This is a genomic window from Niabella soli DSM 19437 (assembly GCF_000243115.2).
In the GTDB taxonomy this organism is placed as follows: Bacteria; Bacteroidota; Bacteroidia; order Chitinophagales; family Chitinophagaceae; genus Niabella; species Niabella soli.
In genome coordinates this window covers 2,725,742-2,741,427 of the sequence record NZ_CP007035.1, presented here as the reverse complement: position 1 = coordinate 2,741,427, position 15,686 = coordinate 2,725,742, and the positions used below count along the sequence as shown (strand labels likewise).

15 protein-coding genes are annotated in these 15,686 nt (G+C 46.7%); 10 read left to right on the top strand and 5 right to left on the bottom strand.

Translation table 11 applies throughout. The features are described from left to right. The first annotated feature begins 62 nt into the window (after positions 1-62). Together NIASO_RS11660 and NIASO_RS11655 are read left to right on the top strand one after the other, a co-directional pair. Positions 63-821, top strand: a complete 759-nt coding sequence (locus tag NIASO_RS11660) for a 6-phosphogluconolactonase (RefSeq protein WP_008586017.1) — start codon at positions 63-65, stop codon at positions 819-821. A 251-nt stretch (positions 822-1,072) separates the two neighbouring features. Beyond that, a complete protein-coding gene (locus NIASO_RS11655) occupies positions 1,073-1,360 on the top strand; it encodes a hypothetical protein (protein WP_008586016.1) in 288 nt (95 codons plus the stop codon). A gap of 122 nt (positions 1,361-1,482) precedes the next feature. On the opposite strand, the gene NIASO_RS11650 is transcribed toward NIASO_RS11655, so the two are convergent. The 3 genes from NIASO_RS11650 to NIASO_RS11640 form a co-directional block, all read right to left on the bottom strand. Beyond that, positions 1,483-2,919: a CCA tRNA nucleotidyltransferase gene (locus NIASO_RS11650; RefSeq protein WP_008586015.1), complete on the bottom strand. Its 1,437-nt coding sequence runs from the start codon at positions 2,917-2,919 to the stop codon at positions 1,483-1,485. Positions 2,920-3,043: 124 nt separating this feature from the next. Further along, positions 3,044-3,610, bottom strand: coding sequence for an L-threonylcarbamoyladenylate synthase (locus NIASO_RS11645; RefSeq protein WP_008586014.1), 567 nt, complete (start codon positions 3,608-3,610; stop codon positions 3,044-3,046). Between the two features lie 95 nt (positions 3,611-3,705). Next, a complete protein-coding gene (locus NIASO_RS11640) occupies positions 3,706-4,857 on the bottom strand; it encodes a glycosyltransferase family 4 protein (RefSeq protein ID WP_008586012.1) in 1,152 nt (383 codons plus the stop codon). Between the two features lie 191 nt (positions 4,858-5,048). Here NIASO_RS11640 and NIASO_RS11635 point away from each other — a divergent pair, with 191 nt between their 5' ends. Together NIASO_RS11635 and rsgA are read left to right on the top strand one after the other, a co-directional pair. After that, positions 5,049-5,855: a 2,3,4,5-tetrahydropyridine-2,6-dicarboxylate N-succinyltransferase gene (locus NIASO_RS11635; protein ID WP_008586009.1), complete on the top strand. Its 807-nt coding sequence runs from the start codon at positions 5,049-5,051 to the stop codon at positions 5,853-5,855. Between the two features lie 61 nt (positions 5,856-5,916). Next, on the top strand, positions 5,917-6,843 hold the full coding sequence (rsgA, locus tag NIASO_RS11630) for a ribosome small subunit-dependent GTPase A (RefSeq protein ID WP_008586008.1): 927 nt from the start codon (positions 5,917-5,919) through the stop codon (positions 6,841-6,843). Positions 6,844-7,105: 262 nt separating this feature from the next. Here rsgA and NIASO_RS11625 read toward each other — a convergent pair whose 3' ends face one another. Further along, entirely contained in the window at positions 7,106-7,651 is a 546-nt protein-coding gene (locus NIASO_RS11625) for a gamma carbonic anhydrase family protein (protein WP_008586006.1), read from the bottom strand. Positions 7,652-7,775: 124 nt separating this feature from the next. Here NIASO_RS11625 and NIASO_RS11620 point away from each other — a divergent pair, with 124 nt between their 5' ends. From NIASO_RS11620 to NIASO_RS11610, 3 genes are all read left to right on the top strand, one after another. Further along, on the top strand, positions 7,776-8,876 hold the full coding sequence (locus NIASO_RS11620) for a TPM domain-containing protein (protein WP_052356525.1): 1,101 nt from the start codon (positions 7,776-7,778) through the stop codon (positions 8,874-8,876). 188 nt (positions 8,877-9,064) lie between these two features. Continuing rightward, complete coding sequence (locus NIASO_RS11615; protein WP_008586002.1) at positions 9,065-10,513, top strand: RapZ C-terminal domain-containing protein; 1,449 nt, start codon at positions 9,065-9,067, stop codon at positions 10,511-10,513. Positions 10,514-10,940: 427 nt separating this feature from the next. Beyond that, complete coding sequence (locus tag NIASO_RS11610; RefSeq protein WP_245605177.1) at positions 10,941-11,720, top strand: nucleotidyltransferase family protein; 780 nt, start codon at positions 10,941-10,943, stop codon at positions 11,718-11,720. Between the two features lie 31 nt (positions 11,721-11,751). Here NIASO_RS11610 and NIASO_RS11605 read toward each other — a convergent pair whose 3' ends face one another. Beyond that, positions 11,752-12,219, bottom strand: coding sequence for a hypothetical protein (locus NIASO_RS11605; protein WP_008586001.1), 468 nt, complete (start codon positions 12,217-12,219; stop codon positions 11,752-11,754). Positions 12,220-12,254: 35 nt separating this feature from the next. Between NIASO_RS11605 and NIASO_RS11600 the strand changes: the two genes are divergently transcribed. The 3 genes from NIASO_RS11600 to NIASO_RS11590 all read left to right on the top strand — a co-directional run bounded on the left by NIASO_RS11600 (position 12,255) and on the right by NIASO_RS11590 (position 15,660). Next, complete coding sequence (locus NIASO_RS11600) at positions 12,255-13,166, top strand: helix-turn-helix domain-containing protein (protein WP_008586000.1); 912 nt, start codon at positions 12,255-12,257, stop codon at positions 13,164-13,166. Between the two features lie 69 nt (positions 13,167-13,235). Further along, positions 13,236-14,480, top strand: a complete 1,245-nt coding sequence (locus tag NIASO_RS11595) for an MFS transporter (protein WP_211139851.1) — start codon at positions 13,236-13,238, stop codon at positions 14,478-14,480. A gap of 178 nt (positions 14,481-14,658) precedes the next feature. Next, positions 14,659-15,660 (top strand): aldo/keto reductase, encoded by a 1,002-nt coding sequence (locus tag NIASO_RS11590; protein WP_008585998.1) that lies wholly within the window; start codon positions 14,659-14,661, stop codon positions 15,658-15,660. Positions 15,661-15,686: the final 26 nt, after the last annotated feature.

Genomic DNA, 15,686 nt, shown 5'->3' with positions numbered 1-15,686 from the left:
AAGGAATAATTATTTAGTCCAAATTATTCCAATATAATTGAGTGGCTAACAAAAAGAGAATAATGAGCGTAGAGAACAATGCATTGATCATTAAAAGGTATATAACAAGGGATGCAATGGGTGCGGCGGCGGCTGGTGCGGTGGCGGATAGAATACATGAGCTTCTTTCCGAAAAAGATACGGTAAATATGATTTTTGCGGCCGCCCCTTCGCAGAATGAATTCCTGGCGCACCTGCTTGGGCAGCCTATCCCCTGGGAGCGTATTGTGGCTTTGCACATGGATGAATATGTAGACCTGCCGGCTGACGCGCCGCAGGGGTTTGGGAATTTTTTAAAGGAGCGGCTGTTTGATAAGGCACCGTTCCAGTCGGTTCATTATTTAAATGGGAATGCGGCTGATCTGATTATAGAATGCGATCGATATGCACAGTTACTGACAGCACACCCGCCGGATATTGTATGCCTGGGAATTGGAGAAAATGGACATATCGCTTTTAATGACCCGCCTGTAGCGGATTTTAATGATCCCCGGCTGGTAAAAGTGGTGGACCTGGATGCTGCCTGTTTGCAGCAGCAGGTGAACGACGGATGCTTTGCGGTTTTGGAAGCAGTTCCGCGACGGGCCTTAACCCTTACCATTCCCGCATTAATGAGGGGGAAATACCTGTATTGTATGGTGCCGGCGGCCTCAAAAGCCCGTGCCGTTTATAATACACTTCATGCAGCAATCGATCCGCTTTATCCTTCAACTATTCTGAGAAGCCACGCTAATGTCGTTCTGTTTTTGGATGAAGAGAGCAGTGCGTTGCTAGATAGTTAATCATAAACAAAGTTTGAATATAATGGGTACGGGCTTCCGTGTTTTGTTCCATAGGAACAACCGATTGGTAGCTGGGTGACGACCGCGTATCATTTGGTGTGCCGTAGGTACACCCCTTAAAATCAATTTTAATGCTCGTTTATTATCTGACCCGAAACGATTGAAAACAAGTCCTTCCCGTCTCTACGCCTTCCCGGCGAATCATTTCCTAGCAGCGTCTTATTTTTGTTGCACCTATTTTAATACTTATTATGACAGATATCGAATTTAAACGATCACTCCAATTGAAGGTGCCCCCGGCAACATTTAGTGAACTGCAATGCGGCCTGTGGTATGCCGCCAAAGGCGATTGGGAGGCGGCGCACAATATTGCGCAGGATCATGAAGGAACAAAAGATTTTGATCGGTTGCACGCCTACCTGCATCGGGTGGAAGGCGATGAATGGAATGCAAACTATTGGTACCGGCGGGCAGGTACATCGATGCCATCGGGAACTATTGAAGAGGAGCTGAAGATGCTGATACAACAATGGAGTTAATCCGTCCTGACTTCATTTAAGATTTGCCCGCAAATAGCGCAGATCTTACGCAGAATAAAACGAATCAGCGCCCGTCAGCGAAAATAATCAGCGCAAATCTGCGGGAGCATTTTTTATTGACGCTAACCGATCCCTATTTCCTTTGCTTTAACCGTCAAAAACTCCAGCGCAGCTTCTCTCGTATTCAGAATGGCTCCATCCAGGATGGCATCTTTTAAAGAATCTTTTAAAATGCCTACCGGCTTTGAAGGTTGCAGGTTGAATAGCCGCATGATCTCCAGCCCGTCAACGGGAGGCTGCCAGTTGCGGATATGATCTTTTTCTTCCACCTCTTTGCTTCGTTCCCGTACCAGTTTAAAGTTCTCCAGGAAACGTTGCACCTTCTTTTTATTCTTACTGGTGATGTCCGCTTCGCAGAGCAGCATCAGCGCATCAAAATCTTCGCCGGCATCAAACAGCAGGCGACGGATAGCAGAATCCGTGATGTCTTCCTTTGACAGGCAGATCGGGCGTAAATGCAGTTCCACCAGTTTTTTTACAAAACGCATTTTTTCATTTTGCGGCAGTTTCATCTGTGCAAAAATTTTGGGAACCATACGGCCGCCCACTACTTCGTGCCCGTGAAAGGTCCACCCCGCGCCTTCTTCAAATCGTTTGGTAGCCGGCTTGGCAATATCATGCAAAATAGCCGCCCAGCGCAACCACAGGTCGTTGCTGGTGCTGGCCACATTATCCAGAACCTGTAAGGTGTGATAAAAATTATCTTTATGCCCGATGCCTTCTTTGAATTCGGCGCCGGATAGGTCCGTCATTTTCGGGAAAATAATTTTCAGCAAACCGGTTTTATAAAGCAGGTCAAATCCAATAGAGGGCTTGTCCGATAAAATAATTTTGTTCAGTTCATCGGTGATGCGTTCCTGCGAAATGATCCGGATGCGGTCTTTGTTTTTGGCGATGGAAGCCAAGGTGTTTTCCTCAATCACAAAATTTAGCTGAGAAGCAAAACGAATCGCCCGCATCATGCGCAGGGGGTCGTCGCTGAAGGTCTGATCGGGCTCCAATGGAGTAATGATCTTTTTTTCTTCCAGGTGTTGCTGCCCGTAAAAGGGATCCACCAATTTGCCAAAATCATGTTTATTCAGACTGATGGCCATCGCGTTGATGGTAAAATCTCTGCGGTTCTGGTCGTCTTCCAGGGTGCCGGGGCTCACTTCCGGTTTGCGGCTGTTATGCCGGTAACTTTCTTTGCGGGCGCCTACAAATTCGATATCAAAGAAGTTGTCTTTTTTTTCCGGTGAGGGTGCCGCAACCCTTATATGTGCCGTACCAAAATTTTTGAAATAGTTCACTTCCGGCCTGGGCTGAAATAATGCTGCTACTGCATGGGCCAGTTCAATACCATCTCCAATGGTGACAATATCCGCGTCTTTGGTAGCACGGCCTAATAACTTATCCCGCACAAAACCGCCCACGAGGTAGCTTTCCTGGTTGAGTTGCTGCGCTGCTGCTGCTACTTTATTTATAATAGTGCGTTCGGTATCGTCTAATTGAATATCCATGTAGCGGGCAAAGATAACGCTCGTTTTTTGTTTGTGGTTTATTGTTTGATGTTACAATTTACCAAAAACGTTTTTTGATAGTGCAGTTTTAAATTCCTTATTCAATATTTTACATTCTTCATTTTTATCGGATTATTTCCACTTTCCCATCTTTCCAGCGAATGATCGAAGAAGGCTGCTGCGGTGTAGTATCGTCCTGCCGGTATTGTACGATATAATCCACCTGGTTTTTAATATCCGTTGAAATTGCATCAAAACTAGCCGGGGTGGGTTCCCCGGAAATATTTGCAGACGTGGAAACGATGGGCTTGCCAAAGCGTTTGATCAGCGACCGGCAAAATTCGTCTTTACAAAGCCGTATGGCGATACTGCCGTCTTCGGCGGTGAGGTTTTCTGCAAAACCGATGCCGTGCTCATAGATCACCGTTGTGGGACGTTCTGTGGTTTCCAGATAGTCAAAAAGGCTGAGGTCAACTGCAGCGGTGTACTGCATAATATCCCGTTCGGTTGCCGCCAGCACGATCAGTGCCTTACTATCGTCTCTTTTTTTTATGGAATAAATTTTTGCCACGGCTGCGGCATTGGTAGCATCACAACCCAGGCCCCATACGGTATCTGTTGGGTAAAGGATGATGCCGCCTTTTCGTAAGGTTTCAACGGAATCTTTAAGGTCTTGTTCAAAATTGATCATGGATGAATTACTATTTACTGGAATGAAAGCTGTTGAAGTGTATTGTGCAGTACAAGGGAGTGACACAACAAAGAGCATAGAAGCACCGACGATGACTACAAAACTGAAAGATACAGATCCATTACATCGTTTACGAATACCTCCGGTAAAAAACGCTTTGCGTTTTCAAATCCTTTTTGTCGCATTCCTTCAGCAAAAGCGGTATCCGTATAAATTTTCCGGAATCCTGCGGCCATCTCTTCCGGCGCGTCCGGGTTTACCAGCCAGCCCGCATTCCCGGCTATTTCCGGCAGACAGGACGTGTTCGAAGTGATCACGGGAACGCCGCCCGACATCGCTTCTACAATTGGAATACCAAAACCCTCGAAATACGAAGGGTAGATCATCGCTGTTGCTGATTGGTACAATGCCGGCAGGTCTTCCGCGGCTATAAAAGGCTTCTTGCCGGCAAGGGCTAATTGCTCCGATAAAAAAATGACCCGGTCTTCCAGGTCCGCTTCTTTCAGATAAGCTTTTACCTTTTCCTTAAAGCCCCCATCGTTACCCACCACTATCAAGGGAACGGGAATTTCACTTCGGATCAACTGCAGGGCCTTGCAGATATTCAACAGGTTCTTGCGCTCAATGATGGTGCCCACATGTAGAAAAAATTGCGCCGGCAAATTATATTGCTGCCGGACCGCTGCTTTGCGTTCTTCCGTTTCGAGGACGCCGAATGCCGGCGGGCAACTTTGATAAATAACACTGATCTTTTCAGCGGGGATGCCATAGATCCGGATGATATGGCTCTTGGTCTCCTCGCTGATCGCCATGATCCTTGTGGCATGGGTGCAGGCGTACCGCGACTTTGCCCGGTAGATCTTTGTATCGATGGGTTTATATTGATGGGGGTAGAGTTCCGGGAAAAGATCATGGATGGTCACAATAGAAGGAATGCCTGTTTTTGCGATCCCTACCGGTATTTCATGGCTCAGGCCGTGATACAGATCCAGCTTGTATTTCACCAGGTCTTTAGTGATCCACCGGCTGCGCCAGAAGGAGCGTAAGAGCTTATGCAGCGACGCCGTTGGCAATACTTCGTGCATATTTTTTTGAACAGGGTGGAACGATTTTCCTGGTTTGGGATTGAACAGGTAATAGTTGTTTTGCGGAAAATGCTCCGCCAACAGATTGATCAATACCCGGCTGAAAACGCCCAATCCGGTATTATTATGGTAGGCCCTTTTGGCATCAAACCCAATATTCATAGTGACAAAGTTGGGGTAAATGGGGGAATTGACAAACAGCGGTCAGCACTCCCTACTTGCTACTCGCTATTCCCTATTTCTGCTCGTCAATCAGCGACCATGTAAAATGCAGTATTCGTCATGTATCCATAACACCTTATCCGCTTTTATTCATCGTATTCTGTTACCTTTGGCCACAAAGTAAAATATTCATGGAAGAACTGATAAAAGCAGCCTGGAGCGACCGGGAATTGCTGAAAACCAAAAAGTATGAGCAGACGGTACATGAAGTTATTGCCGCATTGGACAAAGGAGCGTTACGGGTAGCGGAACCTCACGGAAAGAAGTGGGTCGTAAACGAATGGGTAAAGCAGGCCATCCTGATGTACTTTGGCATTCAGCAAATGCAAACCTGGGACGTGCCGCCCTTTGAGTTCTATGATAAAATGTTGCTGAAGAAAAATTATAAGGATATTGGCGTTCGTGCTGTGCCGCATGCTGTGGCGCGTTATGGGGCTTACCTGGCCCCTAATGTGGTGCTGATGCCTTCTTATGTAAATATCGGCGCCTATGTGGGCGAAGGTACCATGGTGGATACCTGGGCTACTGTAGGAAGCTGTGCGCAGATCGGTAAAAACGTGCACCTGAGTGGTGGTGTAGGTATTGGTGGGGTGTTGGAGCCCTTGCAGGCCAGCCCGGTAATTATTGAGGATGGATGTTTTTTAGGCAGCCGTTCTATTGTGGTAGAAGGGGTTATTGTAGAAAAAGAAGCGGTGTTAGGCGCCAATGTGGTATTAACGCAGAGCACCAAGATCATTGATGTAAGTGGCACGATACCCATCGAGGGTAAAGGACGTGTTCCGGCAAGAAGCGTGGTGATCCCCGGCTCTTATGCAAAAAAATTCCCTGCGGGTGAATACCATGTAAACTGTGCTTTGATCATTGGAAAACGCAAACCTAGCACGGATCTGAAAACCAGTCTGAATGATGCGTTGCGCGATTTTAAAGTAAGCGTATAATTTTGTTTGAGGTTTGAGGTGTGTCTTTAAACCTTGAACCTGAGACCTTGAACTTTAAACCTTGAAGGCTTTAGTCTATAAATCTACCGGGAGCTGGTACACCGTTAAAGACGAAGCGGGGCAGTTTCATAATGCCCGGATGAAAGGGGTATTTAAAATTGACGATATTACCAGTACGAACCCGTTAGCCGTTGGTGACTGGGTGGGGATTGAACTGGAAGCAAGCGGGGAAGGAACCGCCTTGATCACCGAAATTTTTCCCAGGAATAATTACATCAACCGGCAGTCGCCGCGTGTAAAATACCAGCAGCATATTATTGCGGCCAACCTCGATCAATCAGTATTGATCGCTACCTTAAAGGAGCCGCGTACTTCCCAGGGATTTATCGACCGGTTTTTAGTGGTATGTGAAATGTATCATGTGCCGGCGATCGTGCTGTTTAACAAGACGGATATTTACCGGGAAAAGGAATGGAAGAAGTATGAGGAACTAGCCAAAATGTATGAAGCTTTAGGCTACGCCGTACATGCGGTTAGTGTTGAAAAAGCGGAAGGACTGGAAGTACTGCACCAATTGCTGCAAAATAAAACAACGCTCGTCAGCGGACATAGTGGCGTAGGGAAATCTACCCTTGTCAATGCCCTGCTCCCGGGCGAGCGGATTAAAACCCAGGATGTGAGCGGCTGGAGCGGGAAGGGAATGCATACCACCACCTTTGCTAATATGTATGACCTGCCGGATGGAGGTAGAATTATTGACACCCCGGGTATCCGCGAGCTGGCCATCACCAACCTGAAAAAAGAAGAGCTGTCCCATTATTTTCCCGAAATGCGGGAGCGGCTGCACCAATGCCAATATAATAACTGCATACATGTAAATGAGCCCCATTGCGCCATTAAGCAGGCGGTAACCGACGGCGCGATCTATGAAGAGCGGTATATCAGTTATCTGAATATATTGGAGAGCCTGGAGAATAAGAGTTATTAGATTAGCTATAGGTCTTTTGTTATAGCAATCAAATATTGTTTGTTGCCGGCAAAAGATATTGTTTGATAGTAACGAAAGATATTGGTTTGATTTTTTTTCTACAGATACTATTAAATAGTTGGCGCTGCCTGGCTGTAGGAGAATGCAGCAGGCCAAAAATCCGCAAGCAGATTATGAGCCGGGAAATCGAAAAGGCGGGAAGGGTTGTTCTTCGATCTTTTAAAACTTGCCGTCTCGCCGCCTTACCGGCAAAAAATCACTTCTATTTCTTCGAATACTGATCGGCTTCATTGGCCTCCTCAAACCAGCTCGCATACTTTATATAGTTGTTTGCAATGCGGTTGATTTCTCCATTCAACAAATCAGAAGAAATTTCCTTTACCCTTTTGGCCGGCACACCGGCATAAACACCGCCGGCATTACAAACCGTACCTTCCAGGATGAGCGCGCCGGCCGCAATAATACAATCGCTTTGCACTATTGCGTTATCCATAATAATAGCGCCCATGCCTACCAATACATTGTCGTGGATGGTGCAGCCATGCACAATCGCATTATGACCAATTGAAACATTGTTGCCAATGGTGGTAGTTGTCTTTTGATACGTACAATGAATAACCACCCCGTCCTGTATATTTACTTTGTTGCCGATCCGTATGGAATTCACATCTCCGCGCACCACGGTGTTGAACCAGAAACTGCAGGCATCACCTGCTATTACGTCCCCCACAATGGTTGCATTCGGCGCAACAAAGCAATCGGCGCCAATTTGCGGGTGTTTTCCTTCTACCGGTAAAATTACTGCCATAAAAAATCGTTTAGGCTAAGGTACAAAAAATAGACCGCGCTTTTGTTAAATGGGCGCATTGATATTAACTTTAAGGCGACCATCATACCAGACCGATTTGGAAAAGCAAAAACACATGCGCTCAATGAATACAACAAATAAAGCTAACCGGCTCCATTTTTTACGCAATCTCTTTATCCTGCTGTTTGTTTTTTCAAACATCGGGAGCGTAGCTGCCCAGGATGTAATAAAGATCAGCACCCGCACTACCGATTTGACCAACACCTTATCCGATACGGAAAAGAAAAGTCTGGATGATCAGTTGTATGCCATCGAACAAAACACGGGACGCCAGGTGGTCATCGTAATGCTTCCCACTACCGGAAGCCAGTCGGTTGAGGAGTATGCCACGGTGCTGTTCCGGGAAAATAAGATCGGGTCAAAAGAACAGAACGATGGTGTTTTGATCCTGGTGGCTAAAGAGGATCATAAAATGCGGATCGAAGTGGGGTATGGCCTGGAAGGCACTATAACGGATTTAATGGCGGATGGTATTATCAACCGCGATATGAAACCCTATTTTAAAGACGATGCTTTTTACGATGGATTGAACGCGGCTGTCGGGTCCATCCGTTCCTTGCTGGATGGGTCGGCTTCGGAAGCTATGAAGCAAAACCTGAAGACAGCAGATGAAGCGCAGCCTGCCCGGCATGTTACCCGGGACGGGCGCGTATTTATTTTTTTGATCCTGCTTTCCGTCATATGCGGCGTGCTTTATGGCCGGGAACTTATAGGTTTTAAAACTCTGGCATTGCTGTTGGTGGCAGGGCTTGTCCTTGGGGCACTTATGGGAAAAAATCCGGTACTCCTGGCCTTGTTTATGATGGTGCCTTTTCCCACTTTTGGGGGCTATGCAGTGGCACGTTACAGAAAAGCACGAATTGCCGCATTAGTGCTGGTGGCCATCGCTTTACTTCTGATAGCAATCGGAAAAATATTTGGAGCAGATGTTGTGGCGTTCGGGGTCTTTGGCCTCTTCGGGCTCTTCTTTGCGGGCATTTTTATTTTTGCCATTATCAGCGGCATCAAAAACGGGTTTAGCGGCGGTTCAACCGGCAGCAGCAGCGGATGGAGCTCTTCAGATTCCAGCTCCTGGTCTTCATCCTCCTCCTCGTCCAGCAGTAGCAGCAGTTTTTCCGGCGGCGGGGGTAGCAGTGGCGGTGGTGGCGCCAGCGGCAGTTGGTAATGGTTTATTTTATTGACCCGGCTGCAGCATAAATGGCGTCTTTCTTGTGTCACACTCTTGAGCTCCTGAATATATTGCAGCCAGCAGATGACACAAAAAAGAAACTTCAGCGCAAATCAGCGCGAAAAATCTGCGAACATCAGCGGGAAACTTATGTTGGATGAGTTCGATTTGGTTATTTTTGTCCGATGCAGGATAAACTCGATCAAATTACAGACCTATTCATAAAATGGTGCGGCCAGGCCCCCGATGAAATTGATATTTTACAACAGGCAGGCAGTGAACGCCGGTATTTCCGCATCTGGAAAAACGGTAAATCGACCATCGGCACCTATGGCGCTAACATTAAAGAGAACGAATCGTTTTTTTATTTTTCTGAGGAATTTCAGAAGAAAAACCTTCCTGTTGCTAATATCCTGGCCATCAGCGCGGATCGCGCTTATTATTTACAGGAAGATTTTGGCACCATATCCCTGATCAATCATTTGGAGCAAGGGGGAGAAACGGATGCCGTGTACCAGCTCTATAAAAAAAGTTTGCATGAACTAGCCCGCGTGCAGGTGCTGGGCGACAAAGGACTCGATTATGACAAGTGCCTTACCAATAAAGAATTTGGCAAGCAGGCCATCATGGCGGACCTGCTGTATTTTAAATATTATTTTTTAGATGCCTTAAGAAGACCTTATAATAAACAGGACCTGATCGATGATTTTGAAGCGCTGAGCACTTACTTAACGCATACAGACTATAAGTTCTTTATGATGCGCGACTATCAAAGTCGCAATATACAGGTGATGGAGGACGGCTCTGTGCATTTTATAGATTACCAGGGTGGCATGAAAGGAGCGCCTCAATACGATGTGGCCTCTTTGCTGTGGCAGGCCCGGGCAAATTTATCTAATGACTGGAAAGAAAATCTTTTGGCAGATTATATAGCGGCGTTAGAACCCTTGCTGGACCGGCCTTTGAACAAGAGTGTTTTTGTAAGTCAGTATAACGGGTATGTGTTAATTCGTTTGCTGCAGGTATTGGGCGCCTATGGTTTCCGCGGATTGTTTGAACGCAAGGCTCAATTTCTTACCAGCATTCCGCTAGCGCTGCGGAATTTAAAGTCTTTTATTACAAAAAATGAAATGGGCATTTCTGTTCCGGAATTTACAAAAGTGCTGCAGCTTTGCATTTCGGACGAAATTATAAACGAGTTTACACCGGTGCAGGCAACCGCCGAAACCCCGCTGGTGGTAAAGATCTCCAGCTTCTCTTTCAAAAAAGGATTACCGGCTACAGATAGTGAAAACGGCGGCGGCTTTGTTTTTGATTGCCGGGGCATTTTGAACCCTGGCAGAATCGAAAGCATGAAAACAAAAACCGGCCGGGATAAGGAAGTAATCCAATACCTGGAACAGCAAACAAAAATGCCGGAGTTTATCAATAGTGTTTTTGATGTGGTGGATATAACGGTGGAGGATTTTATAAAGCGCAATTTCAGCAGCCTGATGGTCAGCTTTGGCTGTACCGGCGGCCAGCACCGGAGCGTATACGCCGCTGATGCGTTAGCACGACATTTGAAGAATAAGTTTAAAGTGCAGGTTGAGTTGAATCATTGGGTACAGGATACGAAGAATTGGGTCAATTAGAGTCGATAGCTCATGGTCGATGGCCCATGGTTTTACGTCCTGAAAAATGCGGTATAATCCGATAAAACTTATGATATGGCATTCAAATTTGAGAGCTTGAATGTGTGGCAGATTGCAGTAATGAGTGATTTATTTGCATCAAATAAGGGTATGTCAGGCTGTTAATGCCAAGTGCTGCAAATTATTGAAAATGAATCTGTATAAGGAACGTCATTCCGACCGAAGTTTTGGCCCTAAAGCAAAACGAGCGGAGGAATCTCTGCAAAAGCTAGAGACCTCTCGGTTCCGTCCCGAATGCTTTCGGGACTCCACTCGAGGTGACGGCGCAAATAATAATTTGTCATTCCAAAGAACTTAATTTCCTCTATTTGTCAGGCTGACAGTGTTCTTTTAATGCCTAATTGATATAACAAAACGAATGATAACTATGAACAATGAACTATCAACTATAAACAGCCGGCCTTCCCCTTCGGGGGCCGGGGGCCTGCGTGGCATGATCTTTTGCGCCGGCCTGGGCACCCGCTTCAAACCCTGGACGGATCAGCATCCCAAGGCCTTGGCGGTGATCAACGGGAAGAGTTTATTGCAGCGGAATGTGGAATATTTACAGCAATACGGCATTAAGCACCTGGTGGTGAATGTGCATCATTTTGCGGATCAGATTATTGAAGCCATTAAAGAGCATAAAGGCTGGGGCAGTGAAATTACTATCAGTGATGAAACCGATGCGGTGCTAGAAACCGGTGGCGGGTTATTAAAAGCAAAGCATTTATTTACACCCGGAGAAAAATTCATTACCTGTAATGCCGATATTCTTACAGACCTGGATATTAGTCAGCTGATTGCTTTTCATGAGGCCAACAAACCTTTAATTTCCTTGGCAGTGGGGGATCGTAAAACCTCCCGCTATTTGTTGTTCGACGAAAACAATACTTTATGCGGCTGGCGAAATATCTCAACAGGAGAAGAAAAAATTGCGCGACCGGCGAATACGCTCATTCAAAAATCGTACGATTGTGTAGTGGTTTTTGAATACGAGGTGTTCGATCATATTCCGTTTACCGGCAAGTTTTCGTTGATAGACCTGTATCTGCATTTGGCGAAAACGCATACTATAAAAGGGTTTCAGCACCATGCCGATCGCTGGATTGATGTGGGCAAGCCCGAAAGTGTAGCGCCTGCGGAGCAGCTTTTTCGAGACCTGTGAGGTTTCCGCCACGGCGAACAGGTTCAAAACCTCACAGGTCTTGGCGCGCTTCCAGGTGCGCCGCCTCCATCAGCCGGATTAGATGCAAATATATTTTTAACAGATCAAGCGCACAATCCTTTGTATCGTGCGATAGCGCATAATCCAGTACCTGATCTATAGTCCTCTTCCATTCTAAAATATTTTGGTATTTAAAAAAACGCCGGAACACCCAAAGCGGATTTTCATATTCTTTTACAGCCAAGGTCTTGGGTGTGCGCTGCCATTCTGCGCAATGAGCGCCGGGCGGGGCGTACAGCGGCCCATCCAGGGATTGCTCTGGCGTAATTTTTAAGAGGCTGTGTTTCTTTTGCCGGTATAATTCATGCGCTGCAAGCATTACGGACCTAATGGCTTTAAACATATTCAGCATAAAGGCAGGCTCCTCCTTGTTATATACTTTGTTACTGCGGGCGGCAAACAACACCTGCGGGATCGTTTTTCGGGACCGGCAACCCAATAATCATATTTATTTGAATTGCGTAACTTCGTCTCATGAACAAAACGGAAACAGTTAGTGATTTTTATAAACGCATCAACCGCAATACCCCGCCGCTTTCGCTGCATAATGTGGGTTTGGGCCTGGGGCATTTTAATATTTTTACGAGGGATCATTGCTCCCTGGTAACGAATTATACGCGGCGCGATTTTTATAAGGTATCTTATATTATCGGAACCGGCAAATTGCATTATGCGAATGAATGGATCTATATCGATCGCCCGGCATTAATGTTCTCCAATCCTATGATCCCGTATTCCTGGGAGGCGGAATCTGTTGTGCAAAAAGGATGGTTTTGCCTGTTTACGGAAGATTTTATTTTGCCCGATAAGCGGACTTCCAGCCTGCAGGATACGCCACTTTTTAAAACCGGTGCGCGCCCAGTTTATTTTTTAAACGACGAGCAGCAGCAGGAAATAAGCGCCATCTTTCGCAAGATGGAACAGGAGATGCAGTCGGACTACGTGCATAAATTCAGCATGCTGCGCAATTACCTGCATCTCATCATTCACGAGGCAATGAAATGGTGCGCGGCCGATAAATTTGAACAGCAGTCGAACGCTGGCGCGCGCATTACCAACCTGTTCCTGGAGCTGCTGGAACGGCAGTTTCCTATTGATGAACCGGATCGCACCGTGCAGCTACGGGCGCCGCAGGATTATGCACACCAGTTGTCGGTGCACGTGAACCACCTGAACCGATCGGTAAAAGAAGCTACGGGTAAAACGACTTCCACGCTTATTTCTGATCGTATTTTAAAAGAAGCGCAGGCGCTGCTGGTACATTCAGATTGGAATGTTTCGGAAATAGCCTACAGCCTTGGGTTTGAGTATCCGGCCCATTTTACTAATTTTTATAAGAAAAAAACCGGACAAAGCCCGGCTGCCCTTCGAAAATCAATTGTTTGATTTTTGTAAGTATTGGTTTGGCCGGGGTAACTGTAAAACAGAAACATTGCTCTATTTTTGCTGTCGCAAATGAAGGAACAAATGCAGGCAGACACCATTACAGGAATACAAATGACAGGAGTAAAGCGGTTAGCAACAGGAAATAAAAAAGCGGCTACCATCATCGCATTTTTGCTGATCCCCTTATCGGGGTTGATCACGGATATTTATATCCCTTCCATGCCGCATATGGCGCAGGACCTGCACCAGTCGCAGGCCAGCATCCAGTTAACCTTATCACTTTTTTTAATCAGCTATGGGCTTTCACAATTTATTACGGGCAGCCTTATCGATAGCTTCGGACGGTTCCGGCTAACGCTTTTTTCACTGGCTGTATTTATTATAAGTAACCTTGTTATTGTTTCCACGCATCAGATCGAATGGATCTATGCCATGAGGGTGGTACAGGGGATCACCGCAGGCTTTATCATAGTGGCCAAGCGCGCTTTTTTTGTAGACGTGTATGAGGGAGCCGAGCGTAAGCACTACCTCAGCCTGATGTCGATCGTATGGTCCGCAGCGCCGGTGATGGCGCCTTTTATCGGTGGTTACCTGCAACAGTTTTTTAACTGGCAGGCAAATTTTTATATGCTGGCGGTGTATGCCGCGGTGATGCTGGTGCTGGAATGGGTGTTTGCCGGCGAAACGGTACCGGAATACCGCCCCTTCCGGTTGTCTGCAATGTTGCGGGATTATAAGATCATGCTTAAGGATCGTATGTTTGTTTGCGGCCTGTTGATTTCCGGGCTTTGCTATGGCACTACGATGGTTTTTGGCCTTTCCGGCGCTTTTATTATTGAGCATGAAATGCAGTATTCTTCAGTGGTGGCGGGCTATAGCGCGTTGTTTATGGGCCTTGCCTGGATGGCCGGGGGCTTTATCGGCAAAGCCAGTCTGCATAAGGCTTTCCTCCCAAAGATCCGGCTGAGCAATGCTATTCAGATCGCCGTTACCGTTGCCATGATCACATCAGCTTTCCTGTTGCACAATCTTTATTCGTTGTTATTTTTTGCTTTCTTTATTCATGTTTGTGTAGGGCTCATTTTCAATAATTATTTCGCGTATTGTTTGGGTGCCTTTCCTCAAATGGCCGGGCTCACCAGCGGACTTACCGGCGGCTCCACCTATATTATTACCGCGGTGGCCAGTTATACGGTGGTGGGCGTCCTGCATCCCCGCTCGCAGGAGGGTATCGGCTATGCGTACCTGGTGATGGGCTTCCTGGCGTTTTTTATTTTACAATTCTTACTAAAGCGGCATTTGGAGCGGCGATAGTTTTTTGACTTTTTTTATTGGGTCGGCTGCAGTACTACTATCAGCAATCTTGCGTCGCACTCTTGTGCTATGTTGCAAGGGGTGGCCATTAGTTCATAGTTTATAGTTAATGGTTCATAGTTAGAGACGCCTATGAACTATGAACCATGATCTATTATCTTTTCAAAAAATAAATTTTATGCAATACAGAACACTTGGAAAAACAGGAGAACAATTATCCGCCATCGGCCTGGGCTGCATGGGCATGAGTTTTGCCTATGGCCCTACTGACGATGCGGAAAGCATTGCAACATTGCACAAAGCCTTAGACCTGGGCATTAACTTTTGGGACACGGCAGATATGTATGCCAACGGTGCCAACGAAGAGCTGATTTCAAAAGTGCTGGTGCCCAACCGGGATAAGGTTTTTATCGCCACCAAATTTGGCTTCCGGTTCAGGGACGGGATTGCGGGCTCTAGCACCAGCCCCGGGACTTATTTTGATGGCCGGCCGGAATGGCTGAAACAGGCCGTGGACAAGAGTTTGCAGCGCCTGAAAATTGATACCATTGATTTGTACTATGCGCATCGTATCGACCCTAACGTACCGGTGGAGGAAATGGTAGGTGCTATGGCAGACCTGGTGAAGCAAGGCAAAGTACGCTACCTGGGCCTGAGCGAGGCCTCTGCTGCCTCTATTCGTAAAGCTCAAGCGGTGCACCCCATTGCGGCGTTGCAAAGTGAATATTCTTTATTGAGCCGGGATGTAGAGGGTGAAATACTCGATACGGTGCGGGAACTGGGTATTGCATTAGTGCCATACTCGCCATTGGCGCGCGGACTGGTTACCAACACGCTTAATACACAAGCACTGGCGGCGGACGACTTCAGGCGCACCTTACCACGCTACCAGCAGGCTGCTGCTGAAAATAACAACCAATTGGTAAGCGGCTTTGCAGCCCTGGCAAAAGACAAGCAATGTACGCCGGCACAGTTAGCATTGGCCTGGGTGTTGGCGCAGGGGCAGGACATCATTCCTATTCCCGGTACTAAAAAAAGAAAATACCTGGAAGAGAACGCCGCCGCAGTGGACCTGCTATTGACGCAAAGCGATCTGGATGCTATTGACACCCTGCTTAAAAAATACCCCAATACCGGCGCGCGTTACAGCGAAGGTTCTATGAAACTGGTGAATCGGTAGGCTTGTTCATCCCGCCGCTTATCCCT